This window comes from Domibacillus antri (genome assembly GCF_001936625.1).
Classification (GTDB): Bacteria; Bacillota; Bacilli; order Bacillales; family Domibacillaceae; genus Domibacillus; species Domibacillus antri.
Window position 1 is genome coordinate 1 of sequence record NZ_MSDU01000004.1, and the last position, 17343, is coordinate 17343.

19 protein-coding genes are annotated in these 17343 nt (G+C 44.6%); 10 read left to right on the top strand and 9 right to left on the bottom strand.

Going from position 1 to position 17343, the window contains the following annotated elements:
* Positions 1 to 385: 385 nt before the first annotated feature.
* The 3 genes from BTO30_RS02090 (at position 386) to BTO30_RS02105 (ending at position 2895) form a co-directional block, all read left to right on the top strand.
* Positions 386 to 1213 (top strand): carbonic anhydrase, encoded by an 828-nt coding sequence (locus BTO30_RS02090; protein WP_075397071.1) that lies wholly within the window; start codon positions 386 to 388, stop codon positions 1211 to 1213.
* A gap of 468 nt (positions 1214 to 1681) precedes the next feature.
* Positions 1682 to 2596 carry a lipoyl synthase gene (lipA, locus tag BTO30_RS02100; RefSeq protein WP_075397192.1) on the top strand — a complete coding sequence of 305 codons (915 nt, stop codon included), beginning with the start codon at positions 1682 to 1684 and terminating at the stop codon, positions 2594 to 2596.
* Positions 2593 to 2895, top strand: coding sequence for a YutD family protein (locus BTO30_RS02105; RefSeq protein ID WP_075397073.1), 303 nt, complete (start codon positions 2593 to 2595; stop codon positions 2893 to 2895). The genes lipA and BTO30_RS02105 overlap by 4 nt, the downstream gene beginning before the upstream one ends.
* Before the next feature lie 19 nt (positions 2896 to 2914).
* Here BTO30_RS02105 and BTO30_RS02110 read toward each other — a convergent pair whose 3' ends face one another.
* Positions 2915 to 3181, bottom strand: coding sequence for a DUF3055 domain-containing protein (locus BTO30_RS02110; protein WP_075397074.1), 267 nt, complete (start codon positions 3179 to 3181; stop codon positions 2915 to 2917).
* Positions 3182 to 3255: 74 nt separating this feature from the next.
* On the opposite strand from BTO30_RS02110, the gene BTO30_RS02115 reads away from it, so the two are divergent.
* From BTO30_RS02115 to BTO30_RS02125, 3 genes are all read left to right on the top strand, one after another.
* On the top strand, positions 3256 to 3711 hold the full coding sequence (locus BTO30_RS02115) for a DUF86 domain-containing protein (RefSeq protein ID WP_075397075.1): 456 nt from the start codon (positions 3256 to 3258) through the stop codon (positions 3709 to 3711).
* Positions 3708 to 4475, top strand: coding sequence for a TIGR01457 family HAD-type hydrolase (locus BTO30_RS02120; RefSeq protein WP_075397076.1), 768 nt, complete (start codon positions 3708 to 3710; stop codon positions 4473 to 4475). Before BTO30_RS02115 ends, BTO30_RS02120 begins: the two co-directional genes overlap by 4 nt.
* Positions 4476 to 4566: 91 nt before the next feature.
* Positions 4567 to 6081 carry an FAD-dependent oxidoreductase gene (locus tag BTO30_RS02125; protein ID WP_083632253.1) on the top strand — a complete coding sequence of 505 codons (1515 nt, stop codon included), beginning with the start codon at positions 4567 to 4569 and terminating at the stop codon, positions 6079 to 6081.
* Positions 6082 to 6238: 157 nt separating this feature from the next.
* Here the strand turns inward: BTO30_RS02125 and BTO30_RS02130 are convergent, their stop codons facing one another.
* The 5 genes from BTO30_RS02130 to BTO30_RS02150 all read right to left on the bottom strand — a co-directional run bounded on the left by BTO30_RS02130 (position 6239) and on the right by BTO30_RS02150 (position 11088).
* Positions 6239 to 7540 (bottom strand): NCS2 family permease, encoded by a 1302-nt coding sequence (locus BTO30_RS02130; RefSeq protein WP_075397078.1) that lies wholly within the window; start codon positions 7538 to 7540, stop codon positions 6239 to 6241.
* 168 nt (positions 7541 to 7708) lie between these two features.
* Positions 7709 to 8320: a nitroreductase family protein gene (locus tag BTO30_RS02135; protein WP_075397079.1), complete on the bottom strand. Its 612-nt coding sequence runs from the start codon at positions 8318 to 8320 to the stop codon at positions 7709 to 7711.
* Positions 8321 to 8506: 186 nt separating this feature from the next.
* Positions 8507 to 9505 (bottom strand): inorganic phosphate transporter, encoded by a 999-nt coding sequence (locus BTO30_RS02140; RefSeq protein WP_075397080.1) that lies wholly within the window; start codon positions 9503 to 9505, stop codon positions 8507 to 8509.
* Positions 9506 to 9518: 13 nt separating this feature from the next.
* Positions 9519 to 10136, bottom strand: coding sequence for a DUF47 domain-containing protein (locus BTO30_RS02145; protein ID WP_075397081.1), 618 nt, complete (start codon positions 10134 to 10136; stop codon positions 9519 to 9521).
* Positions 10137 to 10179: 43 nt separating this feature from the next.
* Complete coding sequence (locus BTO30_RS02150) at positions 10180 to 11088, bottom strand: RluA family pseudouridine synthase (RefSeq protein WP_075397082.1); 909 nt, start codon at positions 11086 to 11088, stop codon at positions 10180 to 10182.
* A 99-nt stretch (positions 11089 to 11187) separates the two neighbouring features.
* On the opposite strand from BTO30_RS02150, the gene BTO30_RS02155 reads away from it, so the two are divergent.
* The gene (locus tag BTO30_RS02155) at positions 11188 to 11544 is read left to right on the top strand and encodes a DUF5365 family protein (protein WP_075397083.1); all 357 of its coding nucleotides are present in this window, start codon (positions 11188 to 11190) and stop codon (positions 11542 to 11544) included.
* Positions 11545 to 11591: 47 nt separating this feature from the next.
* Here BTO30_RS02155 and BTO30_RS02160 read toward each other — a convergent pair whose 3' ends face one another.
* Positions 11592 to 12065, bottom strand: a complete 474-nt coding sequence (locus BTO30_RS02160) for a thioredoxin family protein (RefSeq protein WP_075397084.1) — start codon at positions 12063 to 12065, stop codon at positions 11592 to 11594.
* Between the two features lie 3 nt (positions 12066 to 12068).
* Entirely contained in the window at positions 12069 to 12485 is a 417-nt protein-coding gene (locus BTO30_RS02165) for a disulfide formation protein C (RefSeq protein WP_075397085.1), read from the bottom strand.
* 153 nt (positions 12486 to 12638) lie between these two features.
* Between BTO30_RS02165 and BTO30_RS02170 the strand changes: the two genes are divergently transcribed.
* The 3 genes from BTO30_RS02170 to BTO30_RS02180 all read left to right on the top strand — a co-directional run bounded on the left by BTO30_RS02170 (position 12639) and on the right by BTO30_RS02180 (position 16513).
* The gene (locus BTO30_RS02170) at positions 12639 to 14372 is read left to right on the top strand and encodes a phospho-sugar mutase (RefSeq protein ID WP_075397086.1); all 1734 of its coding nucleotides are present in this window, start codon (positions 12639 to 12641) and stop codon (positions 14370 to 14372) included.
* 83 nt (positions 14373 to 14455) lie between these two features.
* A complete protein-coding gene (locus BTO30_RS02175) occupies positions 14456 to 15781 on the top strand; it encodes a SpoVR family protein (RefSeq protein ID WP_075397087.1) in 1326 nt (441 codons plus the stop codon).
* Positions 15782 to 15835: 54 nt separating this feature from the next.
* Entirely contained in the window at positions 15836 to 16513 is a 678-nt protein-coding gene (locus BTO30_RS02180; protein WP_075397088.1) for a TrkA C-terminal domain-containing protein, read from the top strand.
* Here BTO30_RS02180 and BTO30_RS02185 read toward each other — a convergent pair.
* Positions 16510 to 17340 (bottom strand): EcsC family protein, encoded by an 831-nt coding sequence (locus BTO30_RS02185; RefSeq protein ID WP_075397193.1) that lies wholly within the window; start codon positions 17338 to 17340, stop codon positions 16510 to 16512. The two genes, BTO30_RS02180 and BTO30_RS02185, sit on opposite strands and share 4 nt — an antisense overlap.
* Positions 17341 to 17343 lie beyond the last annotated feature (3 nt).

Genomic DNA, 17343 nt, shown 5'->3' on the forward strand with positions numbered 1-17343 from the left:
TATACTGGTGGTTCTGATTTGCATAATGAAGAGGTGGTGAATAGGGTAGGGTTCCTTCATGTAAGTGCTCAAGAAGCGATTTTTGAAAAGGCGGGGTAAAAGTTTGTTTCGATGGGCGGTAAAAAATGGGTGGATACGCGGGATGCCGAGTGGGCAAAGCAAGACGAAATCTGCAGAAAAACAGCGCCCAAATGCTTTTGTAACTAGTCTTAATGAACCCGGAAGGAACTCATACATTCGTTCAGTCTATCGTCCATAAAAGAGGATTTTCTAACTGTATTTCAAAAATTAACTATTTTTTAATGGATCATGCTTGAATGTTTTAAATTTTTTGATATTGTTTCTAATGAACAAAGCATAAAACAGAAAGGAGAATGTGCTCACAATGAGATCGAAGTATGCTTACCTAATTGCAGCTCTTTCCGTCAGCTTTTTACTGGGAGCCTGCTCAGATCAGACGAAGGAAACACAGACAGAAGAGGACCAGCCTGCTCAAACACAGGGAAATCAAGCAGAAAAAGCCTCCGATGTTCATTGGTCTTACAAAGAAGGGGAAACGGGTCCTGATCAATGGGGGAAACTGGATGCCTCTTACGCTGCTTGCATGAATGGTAGTGAACAATCACCGGTCAATATCGAATTTAGTCAAGTAAAAACAAGTGAAAGATCAGGAAATATTGAAACGCACTATGCACCGGGCTCTTTTTCAGTCGTTCATAACGGCCATACCATACAGGTGAATGCGGAAGGCACAGACAACCGCATGACCGTTGAAGAATCAGAATATAACCTGGTTCAACTTCATTTCCATACACCGAGCGAGCATCAATTTAATGGCCGCCATTTAGATATGGAACTGCACCTTGTCCATCAAAACGCGAATGGAGAGCTTGCCGTACTTGGAGTGATGATTCGAGAAGGAAAAGAAAACGAAAACCTGGCATCTGTTTGGGAGAAGTTACCGAAGGAGGAAACAGAGAACGGGATTTCTGTAAAAGAATTGGACTTACATACGTTACTCCCTGAGAATCAAGCCTCTTTCTATTATAATGGCTCATTAACAACGCCTCCTTGTACGGAAGAAGTAAAGTGGATTGTTTTGGAACAGCCGATTGAAATGTCGAAAGAACAAATTCAAGCATTCCAACAAATTTTCCCTGATAACCATCGTCCAGTTCAGTCTTTAAATGAACGTGAAATAATGAAGAATTAAAAAGATTTTCTTTCAAATGAGGCATTTAATTTGATCATACAAACACTCAGTGATGAACAGAATAACGCCACCATGATTTTCTTTTATAAGAAGGCGGACAGGGAGCAGTCTGCCATTCTAAACGAAACCGTGATACATATAGGATAATGTATATTGAATATGGTTTTAAACCATTAGAACAATGGGAAACTGTTTATAAAGGTCATAGTGTAACCACGTAGCAGCATCGATATTTTCTTGGATAAGAAAGCAAGTGAGTTCAAGAAGAGCTGGCAAATCTGGGTGGCATGATATAATACCAGCCTCTGGAAAAGCGTCAAACCATGATTTATCAGGTTTAGACGCTTTTTTATTTTGCTGTAAAAAGCTTTTCTTGAACACAAAGTGTAGGAGAATATTTTAATTTTGCCGCCAAATGATAATTATGATAAAGTAGCGGTATACAGGAAGCTGATTGGAGATGGAAAAATGAGCACGAAAGAAGAACATTTGCGTAAACCGGAATGGTTAAAAATAAAGCTGAACACGAACGAAAACTATACAGGCTTGAAAAAAATGATGCGCGAAAAGCAGTTGCATACCGTCTGTGAAGAAGCGAAATGCCCAAATATTCATGAATGCTGGGCTGTCCGCCGTACGGCGACATTTATGATCCTTGGCAGCGTCTGCACGCGGGCTTGCCGCTTTTGTGCGGTTAAAACAGGTTTGCCGACAGAGCTTGATCTGCAGGAGCCGGAACGTGTTGCGGATTCCATTGTCCAAATGAACTTGAAGCACGTTGTTGTGACAGCGGTAGCGCGTGATGATTTGAAAGATGGCGGCGCCTATGTATTTGCGGAAACGGTCCGTGCGATCCGCCGGAAAAATCCGTTTACTTCAATTGAAGTATTGCCATCCGACATGGGCGGTATCGAAGAAAACTTGAAGATGCTCATGGATGCGAAGCCGGATATTTTAAACCATAATATCGAAACGGTGCGCCGTTTAACACCAAGAGTCCGCGCGCGCGCGAAATACGACCGCTCGCTTGAATTTTTGCGCAGAGCGAAAGAAATGCAGCCGGACATCCCGACGAAATCCAGTTTAATGATCGGCCTTGGCGAGACGAAGGAAGAGATCATCGAAGTAATGGATGATCTTCGCGCGAACAACGTGGACATTATGACGATCGGCCAGTATTTGCAGCCGTCGAAAAAACATTTGAAGGTGCAAAAGTATTATCATCCGGACGAATTTGCGGAACTGCGCGAAATTGCCATGTCGAAAGGGTTCAGCCATTGTGAAGCCGGTCCAATGGTACGCTCTTCTTACCACGCCGACGAGCAGGTAAACGCAGCGGCAAAAGCGAAACATGAGCAGGGCGAGGCTCAGGCGGCGAAATGATTATTATTCAAAATGACAGCTACGAAATTTTGGAAGAGCGGACAGAAGGCTTTAATGAAGAAGCCTTCCGTGCCCGCTACAGCGACATTTTGTCTAAATACGACTATATCGTCGGCGATTGGGGCTACGGACAGCTGCGGCTGAAAGGCTTTTTCGATGATGCGAACAAAAAAGCGACATACGACAACAAATTCTCAACGATACGTGATTATTTGCTCGAATACTGCAACTTCGGCTGCGGCTACTTTATTTTAAAAAAGCTGCCCGTTTCCAGCGTACCAAAAAAACCGGCCAACTAAGCCGGTTTTTCTCCTTAAATTAAATAACCTCATACAAAAACTCTTTTAGTTCTGCCGCTTCTTCTTCACTTAAATCAAACGCATACTCAATGTAGCCGGGCTCGTCCAAATCGTCGCGGCCAATAATCGCATATGTACGTCCCTGTAAATTAATGACAACCCGTTTCCCGTAGTAGCGGTCCGTCTGCATCAGGGCAAGATCGTACCGCGCATGTTCACCGGCAAAACTGACAAATCGGGTTGTCGTTGTATCCTTTTCATCATAAAGAAAAAAACGTTCACTCATTCATGATCCTCCACTCGTTCATTTTCAATCATTGTACCACATGTTACAATAGGAGCGGAAAGGATGGATGCCTTGTGTATTTTATTGACCGAAAAAAAATGGAAGCAACGCTCCGTTTTATGGAAGAGCAATTCAACTTATTTGAGTCGCAGCGCGTCTGGATCACCCCCATCGAACGGGCCGCGCTTGAGCGGATTGCCCAAACTGTTGTAGAATCGATCATCGATGCCGGCAATGCGATGATTGATGGCTTTATTATGCGTGATCCCGGCAGCTACGAAGATATCATTGATATTATGGAAGATGAAAAAGTGATTAAACCTGAACAGGCAGCCCCGCTGAAAGATGTGATCGGTCTGCGCAAAATGCTCGTACGCGATTACACCAATATCTCACACGATGAAATGACGGCACTGTTAATCGCCAATAAAAAAGAAGTCAAAGATTTTCCGAAACGTGTCCGTGCGTATTTAGAAAACGAACTCGGCCCCGTTTCCGCATTTTTACCGGAAGAAGGAGAAAACGAATGACAAAGTATAAAGGCTACTTAATCGATCTCGATGGGACGATGTATCTCGGTACCGACATTATCCCGGGTGCACCGGAATTTATTGACCGCTTGAACGATGCGGGTATCCCGTATTTATTTGTTACAAATAATTCATCACGCACACCGGAACAAGTGGCAGATAAGCTTGTCAAAATGGGCATCCGCACCACGCCGCAAAATGTATTTACGACGTCACGCGCCACGGCACAGTTCATTCATGATAAAAAACCGGGAGCATCTGTGTATGTCATCGGAGAAGACGGAATCCTCGAAGCCCTTGCGGATAAAGGACTCGAGGTCGTGACACACGAACATCCGGATTATGTGGTGACCGGTATTGACAGAGGCATTACATATGAAAAACTAGCTGTTGCCTGTTTAGCCGTTCGAAATGGTGCCCGCTTTATTTCTACAAATGGTGATATCGCCATCCCGACCGAGCGCGGCTTCTTGCCTGGAAATGGCTCACTCACATCAGTCGTGTCTGTTTCCACAGAAACACAGCCTATTTTCATCGGCAAACCAGAGCCGGTCATTATGGAGCAGGCACTCGAGGTTTTAGGAACGACGAAAGAAGAAACCATCATGGTGGGCGATTACTATGATACCGATATTCGTGCGGGGATTAGTATCGGCATTGATACGCTGCTTGTCCACACGGGTGTTACACAGCCCCATCATCTGGAGCGGCACGAAATAAAACCAACACACACGCGTCAAAATTTGACCGAGTGGGAGATTTAAGAACAGCCTTCATGGTTGTTTTTTTTTTGCTTGGATAAAATTGGGCGGTCATGGGTATACAAATAGCATGAACCATTTTAGGAGGATGATCATGCACATTCCGAAACATTCGAAGTCATACTGGAAAGATCACCGGGCGCCGCTTACATTTGCGCCGCTTGACGAGGATATAACCGTTGATGTGACGGTGGTTGGCGGGGGGATAACAGGGATCATCACGGCATGGCTTTTGGCGAAAGAAGGGAAAAAAACAGCGCTGCTTGAATCGCGGAAGCTCATGGATGGGACGACCGGTTATACAACGGCAAAAGTGACCTCACAGCACGGACTTGTGTACGATGAACTGATCAAAACTGTCGGCGAAGAAAAAGCCCGGTTATATTATGAAGCAAACGAAGAAGCTATTGCTTTTTTTAAAAAAACAACGGAACAGCTGGCCATCGACTGTGATTTTACGGTGCAGGATGCTTACGTGTATGCCGAAACGAAAGAAACGATGGCGCAAATTGAAAAAGAGATCAATGCGTACGAAATTCTCGGGATTAACGGAGGACTTGCCGGTACGGAAGCGCGAATGAAGCTGCCGTTTAAAGTGGAAGAAGCGATCGTTATGCGTGATCAGGCACAATTTCATCCGGTCAAATTTCTGGAAGCACTCATTCGTGATATGGCTGACGATGTGCACATTTTTGAAGAGACAAGAGCAGAATCAATCGAACAAAATAAGGTGAACACGACCGGCGGCTATACTGTTTCAAGTGAATACATCATTGTTGCCTCGCATTTTCCATTTAATGATTTTGACGGATTTTATTTTTCAAAATTACATGTTGAACGCTCGTATGCGATCGGCGTGAAAAGTGACCGGCAGCTGGAAGAAGGGATGTATATCAGTGCGGATAAACCAACGCGGTCATTGCGCTATGCAACAATGGAAAATGGAGAAAAACTTCTCATCGTCGGCGGTGAAAATCACCCGACCGGACGAAGCGATCGGGAAACGATGCGGCATTATGAAGAGCTCAGTGATTTTACGGATCGTCATTTTGGTGTAAAAGACCTAGTATATCGATGGTCTGCACAGGATTTAATTACGCTGGACAGGGTGCCGTATATAGGAGTAGGTCATGAACATATTTTGGTCGCAACGGGCTATGCAAAGTGGGGAATGACAACCGGAACAGCGGCGGCCCATTTGCTGACGGATCTTGTAATGGGGCGTGAAAACCGGTTTGCGGAATTGTATGATCCGGGGAGATTAAAGTTAAAGCCGGCGGATGTAAAAACATTTGCGATGGAAAATGCAAAGGTGGCGAAAGAATTGATTGGCGGCAAGCTGATCGGAACGGTAAAAACCGTTGAGGATCTTGAGCCGGATTCAGGCGGGATTGTCGTCGTGGACGGCAAAAAAGCAGGGGCGTATAAAGACGAGCAGGGACGCTGTTATCTTGTCGATACAACTTGTACACATATGGGGTGCGAAACGAAATGGAACGACGCTGAACGGTCATGGGACTGTCCGTGCCACGGTTCGAGATATTCCTATGACGGCGCCGTTATTGAAGGCCCGGCCATTGAACCGCTTGCTAAGGTTGAAAGAGGATAAGGGCATGTAAAAAATGGGGGCAAACGTAAAGGGAAATCTCTGTTGTTCATTTACGATCAGTCCGCTTATTTCAAAAAACGGCGCAATACCTCCTGTTTTTAGGGGCATTGCGCCGTTTTTCTCATCAATAGCTGATAAGTTCAAACATTCTTCCTTTTTAATGAGGAAGAAAAGCGAGCTGGTAAAAGAACAGCACTGCGAAAACATAGACAAGCGGGTGCACGTCTTTGTATCGGCCGCGCGCGATTTTAACGAGCGGGTAAGAAACAAATCCAAGCGCAATACCGGTGGCTATGCTGGAAGTGAGCGGCATGCTTAAAATAATGAGAAACGCCGGGAATGCTTCCTCGAGTTCATTCCATTTAATTTTTGCGACGCTTTCCATCATTAAGCAGCCGACAATAATAAGTGCCGGAGCGGTAATGGCGGAAATGCCGGAAACCGCTGATACGAGCGGCCCGAAAAAGGCTGCGGCAATAAAGAGAGCAGCAACCGTTACGGCGGTTAATCCTGTACGGCCGCCTGCTGCAACACCGGTTGATGATTCAATGTACGCACTGGTCGGACTTGTGCCGGTCATGGCGCCGACTGATGTCGCAACAGAGTCAGCCAGAAGAGCCTGGCGTGCGCGCGGCATCGTATTTCCTTTCATTAATCCGGCCTGCTGTGCCACACCGATCATCGTGCCGGTCGTATCGAAAATCGTCACGAGTAAAAACGAAAAGACAACGGCATACAATCCATGCTGAATAACATCGCTGAACGCCGTGACGGGATTGCCGGCCAGAAGTCCTTCCGGCATCGACGGCGTACCAATAAAGCCATTTTCAAAGGACAGCTGCCCGGTAAAAAAAGCCACCGTACCAGTCGCGATCATGCCGATAAACAGCGCACCGTTCACGCGGCGCACCATTAAAATAATCGTAACCGCAAGACCAAATAAAGCAAGAAGGGCGGACGGGCTGTGCAGATCACCGAGTTTAACGAGATTATTTTGATCAGCCGCGATGATGCCTGTTAACCGAAGGCCAATAAACGCGATAAAAAGTCCGATACCGGCTGAAATGCCATGCTTTAAGTTTTCCGGGATCGCTTCAATTAATTTTTCACGAAGCGGTGTCAAAGATAAAAGGACAAATAGTAAACCGGAAATGAATACAGCGGCAAATGCGGTTTCATACGTAATGCCGCCGTGGGAACCGACGACGGAATAGGCAAAATACGCATTCATGCCCATACCGGGTGCTATAGCAATCGGATAGTTGGCGAACAGCCCCATCCAGAGCGTTCCGACAACTGCCGCAATAATCGTTGCCGTAAAGACCTGTTCAAATGGAACACCTGCATCATGCAGAATAAGCGGGTTAACGACAACGATATAGACCATTGTTAAAAACGTGGTCAGTCCGGCGAGTAATTCCGTCTTTACCGTTGTGCCGTGTTCAGATAGTTTAAACATAAAAAACGCCTCCAAAATACGAACATTTAAAAATCCATGTTTAATACTATTCCTTTTATGCGCCGGACGCAAGTGGGGGATTTGCATGAAAAAAGAAATGGCCGCGATCGATGGGATTTCTCACGTTCCTAATGAAAAAAACCGTCTCGATTCCGAGACGGCTTAGGCTTATTTTGCGAACGTAATTAAATTTTCTACCGGAATGCGGTCTGTCGGGCGGCCTTCTTCAAGCTTACGGCCAATTGTGATCAGCATTGTCGGCAAGTAACGTTTCGGGACGTCAAATGCCTCCACGAGAGCGGATGCATTAAAGCCGCCGATCGGGCATGTGTCGAACCCTTTTGCGCGGGCGGCAAGCATAAATTGCATCGCGGCAAGCGAAGAGTTCAAAATAGCTGCATCACGCGGATATTCCGCACGCTTGTAAGCACCGTTAATTTGACCGGCCAAAATTTCTTTTAATTCCGGTGTTATTTCATTCGCTTCCACCTGCGGATCGAAAACAGGATCGATATTTTGGTAGCCCTCCAGATCGCCGAGAATACAAATAACAGCAGAAGCCTCAACAATTTGCTTCTGATTGTAGGCGATGGGCAGCAACTTTTCCTGCACGTCTTTTCCATGAAAAACAAGAAAATGCCATTGCTGTAAATTCCACGCTGATGGTGCGCGGCCGGCTGTTTGAAGCAGCTCTGTTAATTCTTCTTGCGATATTTCAGCCTGCGGGTCGTACACTTTGACCGACCGGCGGCTTGATGCAACCTCAAAAAAATCTGACATCGAATAAAGCCTCCTAAATTGTACATCTTTTCCTTTGTTTTACAAGGTAAGAATCGTTCATTAATCACTTTTCGTAAGTAGCATTCGCTTTTCACTTTAATCAAAATAAAACCATTCGTCAAGAAATTGAATTTGATTATCGTTGCAGAGCTTTATGAAAAGACCGAATCCAATAATGGATTCGGTTTAAAAAAATGGAATTAAAATATAATAGCAAATGGCCGCAATCGTTGCGGAGACCGGCAGGGTAATTACCCATGTAACCAGCATCCGCTGCGCGGTATCCCATTTCACCCCTTTTACACGGTGGGCGGAACCAACGCCGAGAATGGAGGATGAAATAACATGCGTTGTACTGACTGGCAAATGAATGAGTGTCGCTGTAAAAATGATCAACGCTGACGATACATCCGCTGCCGCGCCGTTCACAGGACGGATTTTCATAATTTTTCCGCCGACGGTCTTAATAATTTTCCAGCCGCCAATCGATGTGCCTAGACCCATCGCAAGCGCGCACGAAAATTGAACCCAGAATTGAATGTCTGTTGTTTCCTGATAATTGTTGGCGATCAGCGCCATTGTAATAATACCCATCGCTTTTTGAGCATCGTTTGTACCATGTGTATATGATTGAAGTGCAGCGGTTAAAATTTGAAACGTACGGAAATTCCGGTTTGTTTTTGCCAAATTATGATTTTTAAAAATAACCTTAAATAGACTGTATACGATAAATCCGACGGCAAAAGCAAGAAGAGGCGAAATCAGCAGCGCCTGTAAAATTTTGAAAAACCCTTCATAATTAAGGGCTTGAAAGCCAGCTGCTGCAATCGCTGCACCGGCAATGGAACCGATAATAGCATGTGATGAACTGCTTGGTATACCATAGTACCAGGTGAGTAAATTCCAGAAGATCGCCGCAATTAAAGCAGCTAAAATGACAACAGATCCATTTTGAAGCATAAAAGGGTCCACGATGTCTTTCGTAATCGTTTTGGCGACTCCGGTAAACGTCATCGCGCCGATAAAGTTCATGACCGCGGCAAGAATGATGGCCCGGCGTGGTGTGAGTGCCTTTGTTGAAACAGCTGTTGCAATCGCATTTGCGGTATCGTGAAACCCATTAATGAAATCAAATGCAAGAGCGAAAACAACGATAAGAATCGTAATGATAAATAAAGTATCCATCGTTTAATGCCCCTTACGCGTTTTTCATGATGATTGTTTCCAATGTATTGGCGACATGCTGACAAGAATCCGCAATTTCTTCAAGGTTTTCGTAAATTTCTTTCATTTTAATTAGGCGGATGGGGTCTTTTTCAATCGTAAAGATATGCTTAATGGATTGGCGTAATACGCCGTCACAAACGGTTTCGTACTCTTTGATTTTAATGGCATGGGTACGAATATCCGGTAATTTCTTCAGCGTCAGCAGCTCTATGGCTTTCTCAATTTCATCTGTGCATGACCGAATGGCATTGACAAATTTCAGCATGTATTCGTCTGCCTTCGTCACGGAATACATTTCGAAAATCGCTGCTGTCTCTTCCAGCCCGTCCAGGACATCATCCATACTCATAGCCAAGGCTAAAATATCTTCACGTTCAATGGGTGTAATAAAAGTGTGATTCAATTCTTTAATTGTTTGATGAATAAAGGTATCGCCCTGCGACTCGAATCGCTTCATTTCATCAGAAAAAATTTTTAAATCACCTGCGTTTTGAATCTTATAATCGGCGAAATAATACGCTCCTTCTTTTAAATTTGCTGCAATCGAATCCAGCAGAACAGAAAATTTATCTTTTTTGTTTTTGAACACCGTGAAGGCCTCCTATATGTTAAAAATGAACAACGGACCTATTTTACTCGAATTGTGTCGAAAAAAAAAGTTTTTTTACAATAGCAGGTACGGGTGCAACGGCTGTTATGCGTTCATTTGTAAAAGGATTGGGAACGGTTAATTTTGCCGCATGAAGCAGCTGGTAATCGAATTGGGATGAACCGCCGTAAAGAGAATCGCCGGCAATCGGATGGCCAATCGATGCAAGATGAACACGGATTTGATGAGTGCGCCCTGTTTCAAGACGGCATTCGAGCAGTGAAAATTCACCTTGTTTTGCCAGTACCCGGTAGTGTGTGACCGCTTTTTGACCAGTCGGTGAAATGCGCCGCCGTGTGGGATGATGACGGTCTTTGCCGATGGGCTGATTAATGGTTCCTGCGGTGTTTTTACTATTTCCTGTTACAACGGCATAATACGTTCTTGAAATGATTTTCTCTTCAAGCAGGCGTGAAAAAACGGAATAGGCAGCTTCATGATTGGCAAATAACACAGCACCACTCGTGCCTTCATCCAGACGGTGAACATGGCGGACGGGCATTGTGCCGCCTGATAGGGAAACGTGATAACAAACGCCATTGAGCAAAGTGTTCGTCTCGCTTGCGTCATTCGGATGTGTTTTCATTCCAGCGGGCTTATCCGCGATGATCATATGATCGTCTTCATACAAAATGGAAGGGGATGGATAAACCGGGTCGGTACTGAACGGCCCAGGCTGAAAAAATGGCAGGGACAATCGTGAACCAGCCGGCATTGGCATACGCCAGTCTGCCGGTTTTCCGTTTAACGTGACAAGATTGTCCATCCGCCAGCGATGAAGCAGCTTTTTAGGCAGCCGCCAGACGGTTAAAAATAATTCTTCCGCGGTTAGTCCATTCCAATCATTCGGAATATAAACCGAAAACATCGTACCTTGTCGACTTGTCTTCATTTTATTCACCTTTTTCTGAGAAATTGGGCATTAAATTTGTACACTTTGTTCGATTGTATGGTATTCTGATAAGAGACTGCAAATAAAGGTGGCTGTTTCATGACGATGATCATGTCTTCTACAATTGAACAGGAAGAAAAAATAAAAAGTTTAAGTACGTACATGTCGCAACACGTATTTCCACGGTATATTGATTCGCTGATGGGTGATAGGATGGAAGCGGAGCAATTGTTTCATATTGATGAAGAAGCGCTGCAGCATGTCGAATCTTTAGAGGATGCTTCCCGTGTCATTACAGCGCTCAACACAATCATCTCTATTCTTGAAACAGCCCACATTTCGTTGTCGTATGAAGAGCTGTTTATGGAAAGTGTTGACACGCTCAGCAGCTATCACATTGTTTTTCCTTTCCCGCTCTCGTTTTTTATAGAACGGCCGCCGGCTGAATTTATTTAAGCAAAAAAGCTTTCCTTTGCCCGTTGGCAAAGGAAAGCTTTTTTACGTTACTGCTGTTCTTTCGTTTGACCTAGGAACGATTGCCACTCGCTTTCCGGCTGACTGCCGACAAGACGGTCTTTTTCTGCACCGCCTTCAAAATAAATGAGTGTCGGCGTATATTCAATGTTGTAATCTTCCCAGCCTTGCTCGAATTCTAGTAAGTTATATTGAAGAACTTCTACATTTTCGTCATCTGCAATCGGCATTAATACAGGTGTTGTTTCCTGACAGTGCGGGCACGTGGGACTGTAGAAATAGACAACTGCATCTTCTCCGTTTTCAAGCTTTTCCTTCAGATCATCAGGGAGAACGATATTTTGATAGTTTGGATCATCCAGCTGTTGTACTGTTTCCGTATGTAGATCGTCTTTTTCATATGGGTTCCCTTCTGATGCCTGCTCTTTCTGATATTGCGTAATAAAGGCGATGGCGCCAAAAATCAACACGAGAACCACCGCAAAAATAATGACTCTTTTCAACGTTTACTCTCCTTTTCCTTTGAAAATCAATAAACTGGCAATAAAGATGATTGTAAATGCGGTAAGTGCCAAAAACGGAATCGTAATGAAGCCGAGCCAGTTTATGTACATGCCTGTGCACGGAACACGCCCGCATGCGGGAGCTGTATCAGTCAAAAAGTCTACTTTTTGAATGCCGTAATGATACAGTGAAATAAGTCCGCCGATCCCGGAAAGGGTTAAGGAGTAAATTGCGGCGTTTGTTTCTTTTTTCACCACGGCAATCCCTAAAATAAGGACGAGCGGATACATAAAAATACGCTGATACCAGCAAAGTTCACACGGTTCGTAGCCGACAATCTCTGAAAAATAAAGACTGCCGAGCATCGCTGTAAAAGACGCCGCCCATGCGGTAAAAAGCAAATTGTCTTTTTTTAGCATTGTTTTCCCTGCCTATAATGGATTTAATTTCTGAACAATAGCATTATAGTCTTAAAAGCTCTAAAAAGTAAAACATTGTGCGCTTTATTCCAGCTGTAAAATTTCGTAAAAAGATGGTATGATAGAGGAAATACGAGTTTGGAGGGATTGCCTGTGGCCTGGGAAGAAGAGTACAGCCGGTGGAAAAAGCATCCGGCGCTTGATCAAGAAATGAATGAGTTGCTTCTAAAGATGGAAACGGACGAAAAAAGTTTAGAAGATGCTTTTTACAAAAATCTTGAGTTTGGTACAGGCGGAATGCGTGGTGAAATAGGCGCGGGAATAAACCGCATGAATGTGTACACCATTCGGAAAGCATCCGCCGGTCTTGCGGCTTACATTTCAGAGCAGGGCGAGGAAGCGAAAAAACGCGGTGTCGCCATCGCATACGATTCCCGTCATAAATCACCTGAATTTGCGATTGAAAGCGCGAAAACGCTTGCATCTGCAGGCATTCAAACATATGTATTCGATGAACTCCGTCCGACACCTGAATTGTCCTTTGCGGTCCGTCAGCTCAATGCGTACGCCGGAATTGTGATTACGGCGAGCCACAATCCGCCTGAATATAACGGCTATAAAGTATATGGCCCGGATGGTGCACAGCTTGCGCCGGAAGCGGCCGACCGCGTTATTGAAAAAGTGAACGCGGCAAGGGACGAATTGCGCATTCAAGTGGAAGAAGAGTCCGTTTTAAAAGATAAGGGATTGATTCAAATGATCGGCTCTAATATGGACGACGATTATGCGGAAAAGCTTGTCACCATTTCTGAATGGCCGCAGGCAGCGAAAGAAACGGATCTTAAAATTGTGTTTTCCCCACTGCATGGAACCGGCAATAAACCGGTTCGTCAGGCTCTCAAAGCACTCGGTTATCAACAGGTGACCGTCGTCGCGGAACAGGAACAGCCGGACCCGAATTTTTCGACGGTTACATCACCGAATCCGGAAGAAAAAGCAGCGTTCGAACTGGCAATCCGTGATGGACAAAAAGTGGACGCTGACATTTTAATTGCGACAGATCCGGACGCTGACCGGCTTGGTGTTGCTGTTAAAGACGGAAAGGGCGGCTACGTGCTGTTGACGGGAAATGAAACAGGGGCGGTGCTTGTCGATTATATTTTATCCCGTAAAAAAGAAAAAGGGACACTTCCCGAAAACGGGCGTATTTTTAAAACGATCGTCACCTCCGAACTCGGACGTGCTGCGGCAGAACAATATGGTGTTTCATGTGAAGACGTGCTGACCGGCTTTAAATTTATCGGCGAAAAAATTGAAACATACAATAAAACAGGAGAGTACACGTTTTTATTTGGATATGAAGAAAGCTATGGTTATTTAATCGGCGATTTCGCGCGTGACAAAGATGCTGTGCAGGCGGCGATTATGGCTGTCGAAGCGTGTGCGTATTATAAGCAGCAGGGCAGGACACTTCACGATGCACTCATGGATTTATATGAGCGTGTCGGCTATTACAAAGAAGGACTGCAGTCGCTTACATTGAAAGGAAAAGACGGCGCGGAACAGATCCGTACACTTCTTTCAGTGCTGCGTGAACAGCCGCCGGCGGACATCGCCGGTATCACGGTCTCTTCCATAGAAGACTATCAGACAGGAGAACGGACAATTGTTACGACAAATGCGGTTGAAACCATTGAACTGCCGTCATCGAATGTGCTGAAGTACTTCCTGGAAGACGGTACATGGGTATGTGCAAGACCGTCCGGTACAGAACCGAAAGTGAAGTTTTATTTTGGCGTAAAGGATGAATCGTTCACAGGCGTGTCTGAAAAGCTTGAGCGCGTGCAGGCGCAGTTCATGGAACGAATTCAAAACATGCTGAAGTAATGAAAAGAGGGACAGATCATTTCTGTCTCTCTTTTTTCATGTTTATTTTCCCTCTGCATAAAATGAATCAGGGGGGATGGCGGATGAAACAAGACGAACTTCAATATGCAATTGATGAAATCACGGATATTGCCGCCGGTTTTGGTCTCGACTTTTATTCAATGCGCTACGAAATTTGTCCGGCTGATATCATCTACACATTCGGTGCTTATGGAATGCCGGCCCGCTTTTCGCACTGGCGGTTTGGAAAACGGTTTTATAAAATGAAGCTTCAATATGAAATGGGGCTGAGTAAAATATATGAACTTGTCATCAATACCGATCCATGCAGCGCCTTTTTATTAAATACGAATTCGCTTGTTCAAAATAAATTAATTGTGGCGCATGTGCTTGCCCACTCTGACTTTTTTAAAAATAATGCGCATTTTAAAAAGACGAACCGCCAAATGGAAACAGCGATGGAAGCCGCTGCGGAACGAATTCAGGAACTGACGGATGAACTTGGGATTGAACGGGTGGAGCCGCTGTTAGATGCCGTGTTGTCCATTGAAGAACATGTGGACCCGAACGGAGAAATTGGCGGGAGCGATCACTCGCCGCCTACTCCCAAAAAGCAACTGTACGATGATTTGTGGGAGCCTTTAACGGAAGAAGAGAACGGAAAAGAAACTTCTCTGTTCGAAAAAGATTTACTAAAATTTATTGCCGAAAACAGCCCGATTTTGGAGGACTGGCAGCGGGAAATCATTATGATTGTCCGGTCGGAAATGCTTTATTTCTGGCCGCAAATGGAAACAAAGATTATGAATGAAGGATGGGCTTCATACTGGCATATGCGGATCATGCGCGAGCTTGATTTGCCGGAATCAGAAGCCATTGAGTATGCCCGTTTAAATGCGGAAGTGGTACAGCCATCGAAAATGGGCTTAAACCCATATTATGTCGGGGTGAAGCTGTACGAACATATTGAAGAACAATATGGCAGCCGTGAAAAAATATTTGATGTGCGCGCGATGGAGTCGGATATTTCCTTTTTACGCAATTATTTGACAAAGGAGTTTGTGGAACAAGAAGAAATATATTTATTTGAAAAAAAAGGGATTCATTGGACCGTTTCTGAGAAGAACTGGGAAAATATACGCGATCATTTAACATCGTCGAAAATAAATGGCAGTTTTCCGCATTTAAGTGTGACGGACGGTGACTATTTGACGGCTGGCGAGCTGTATATCATTCACTCGTATGAAGGAGTGGAGCTTGATCTCAGTTATTTGGAACATACGATGCCGCACATTTATACCCTATGGGGAAAGCCGGTTCATATTGAAACAGTGGTAGATGGCAGAATCACCGTTTTTACGTATGGAAAAGAAGGGATAAAGAGGAAATATGGAAATATGTTTAAATAATTGAGAGGGCGGGAAGGGGGAGGGTACACAACTGTATAGAAAGAAGGCAACGGCATGGGCATATTATTTATGCTGCTTTATTTTTTGATTGTCGCTCTTGTCATAGAAATTTCCGTTATTGCGTTTATGCTGACAGGTCTGGAAAAAGAGGTGGCGCGTTATCAGGCGGTGTCGATGCTGACGAGCACGGGTTTTACGACGGATGAATCACAGTTGATTCTTGATCATCCGGTCCGCCGCCGCATCAGCATGTTCCTTATTTTATTCGGTGCCTTTTCACTGGCGGTCATTATTTCCGCCATCACGAATATTTTATCGGATGACCTGCGGTTAAATAAGCTGATAATGATTAATGGGGTGCTGCTGGTCATTTTTATTGCCGGAAAAACACCGATGACGAAAAAATGGCTGCAGCATCGATTTGATTACGAAATGAAAAAAAATCTTGATCTTTCGGAGCTGCCGATTAAAGAAGCGTTATTTTTGAATAAAGATGATATAGTCACGGATATTTCTGTTGAAGAACATTCACACTTGTGCGGGTTACGCGTAACGCAAATGACTGAACAGAGCCGCGATATCAATCTGCTTTTCATTCAGCGTGGGGAAGTCAATATACGGAAAGAGCTGAGTGAAGAGACCATTCAGGCAGGCGACAAGCTTTATTTATATGGAGACAAACATGAAATTGAAAAGTTAGCAAAAGAAAACGAATCTGAGAAACCGCATTAAATGCGATATTCAGATTCGTTTTTGGTTTCTTGAGCATGCAGCCGTTCTAATATGCGGCGTTTCCTGTAAAGCATCATACCGGCATCCGCAATATCTTCAATCATGGAACGGTTTGAAATGGCGCCGAATACAATGCCGACGACAGGAACAAGACGGAAGATCTTTTTCAGGCTGTACTGTTCACGGTAAGAAAGGACGACTTCACGCCAGCCCTGCAAATGGGAAATCATCTGTTTGCTGCTGTTTCGGTTAGCATAATCAGACAACTCCTCTAAAATGGCTTTTTTCCCAACGATGTCCGACGACGTAAACTGAAGGCACTTTATGATAAAGACACGCTCTTCACGTTCGTTTGGATCATATCCATATGAAACCGCAATTTCCTGCAAAGTTTTTAATGAGATAGCCAATGTTGCCGGGATATCAGCAGCGAGTGTTAAAAAGCCGCCGACACCGGTTGCCGCACCTTGCACAGTCGCAGCGCCCGCATGGGATTTTTGAATGGACAATGCGGTTTCATCCATTGCTTTCAGCGGGACACGCGCGGCATCTTCAATCGTATGCACAGGCGTTTCTGCATGGCGTTCGAGTTTCTTTAATATACTGCGTTCCTTCGTTAAATATTTGCCGCCGCTTTGAATGTAATAACCGATTTCATCCAGCAATGCACTGATTCGTTTTTGAATAAATGCGGGTGTCACCCGGTCTAAAAGAGCAAAAGGAAGGCGGGCCGCCTTATCCCAAATCCACAACCCTTTTTGATCATTTTCCCACCGTTCAATTAATTCAAGTTCCGTTAATAAGGCTTCCTTCGTTTCCATCTGCATCAT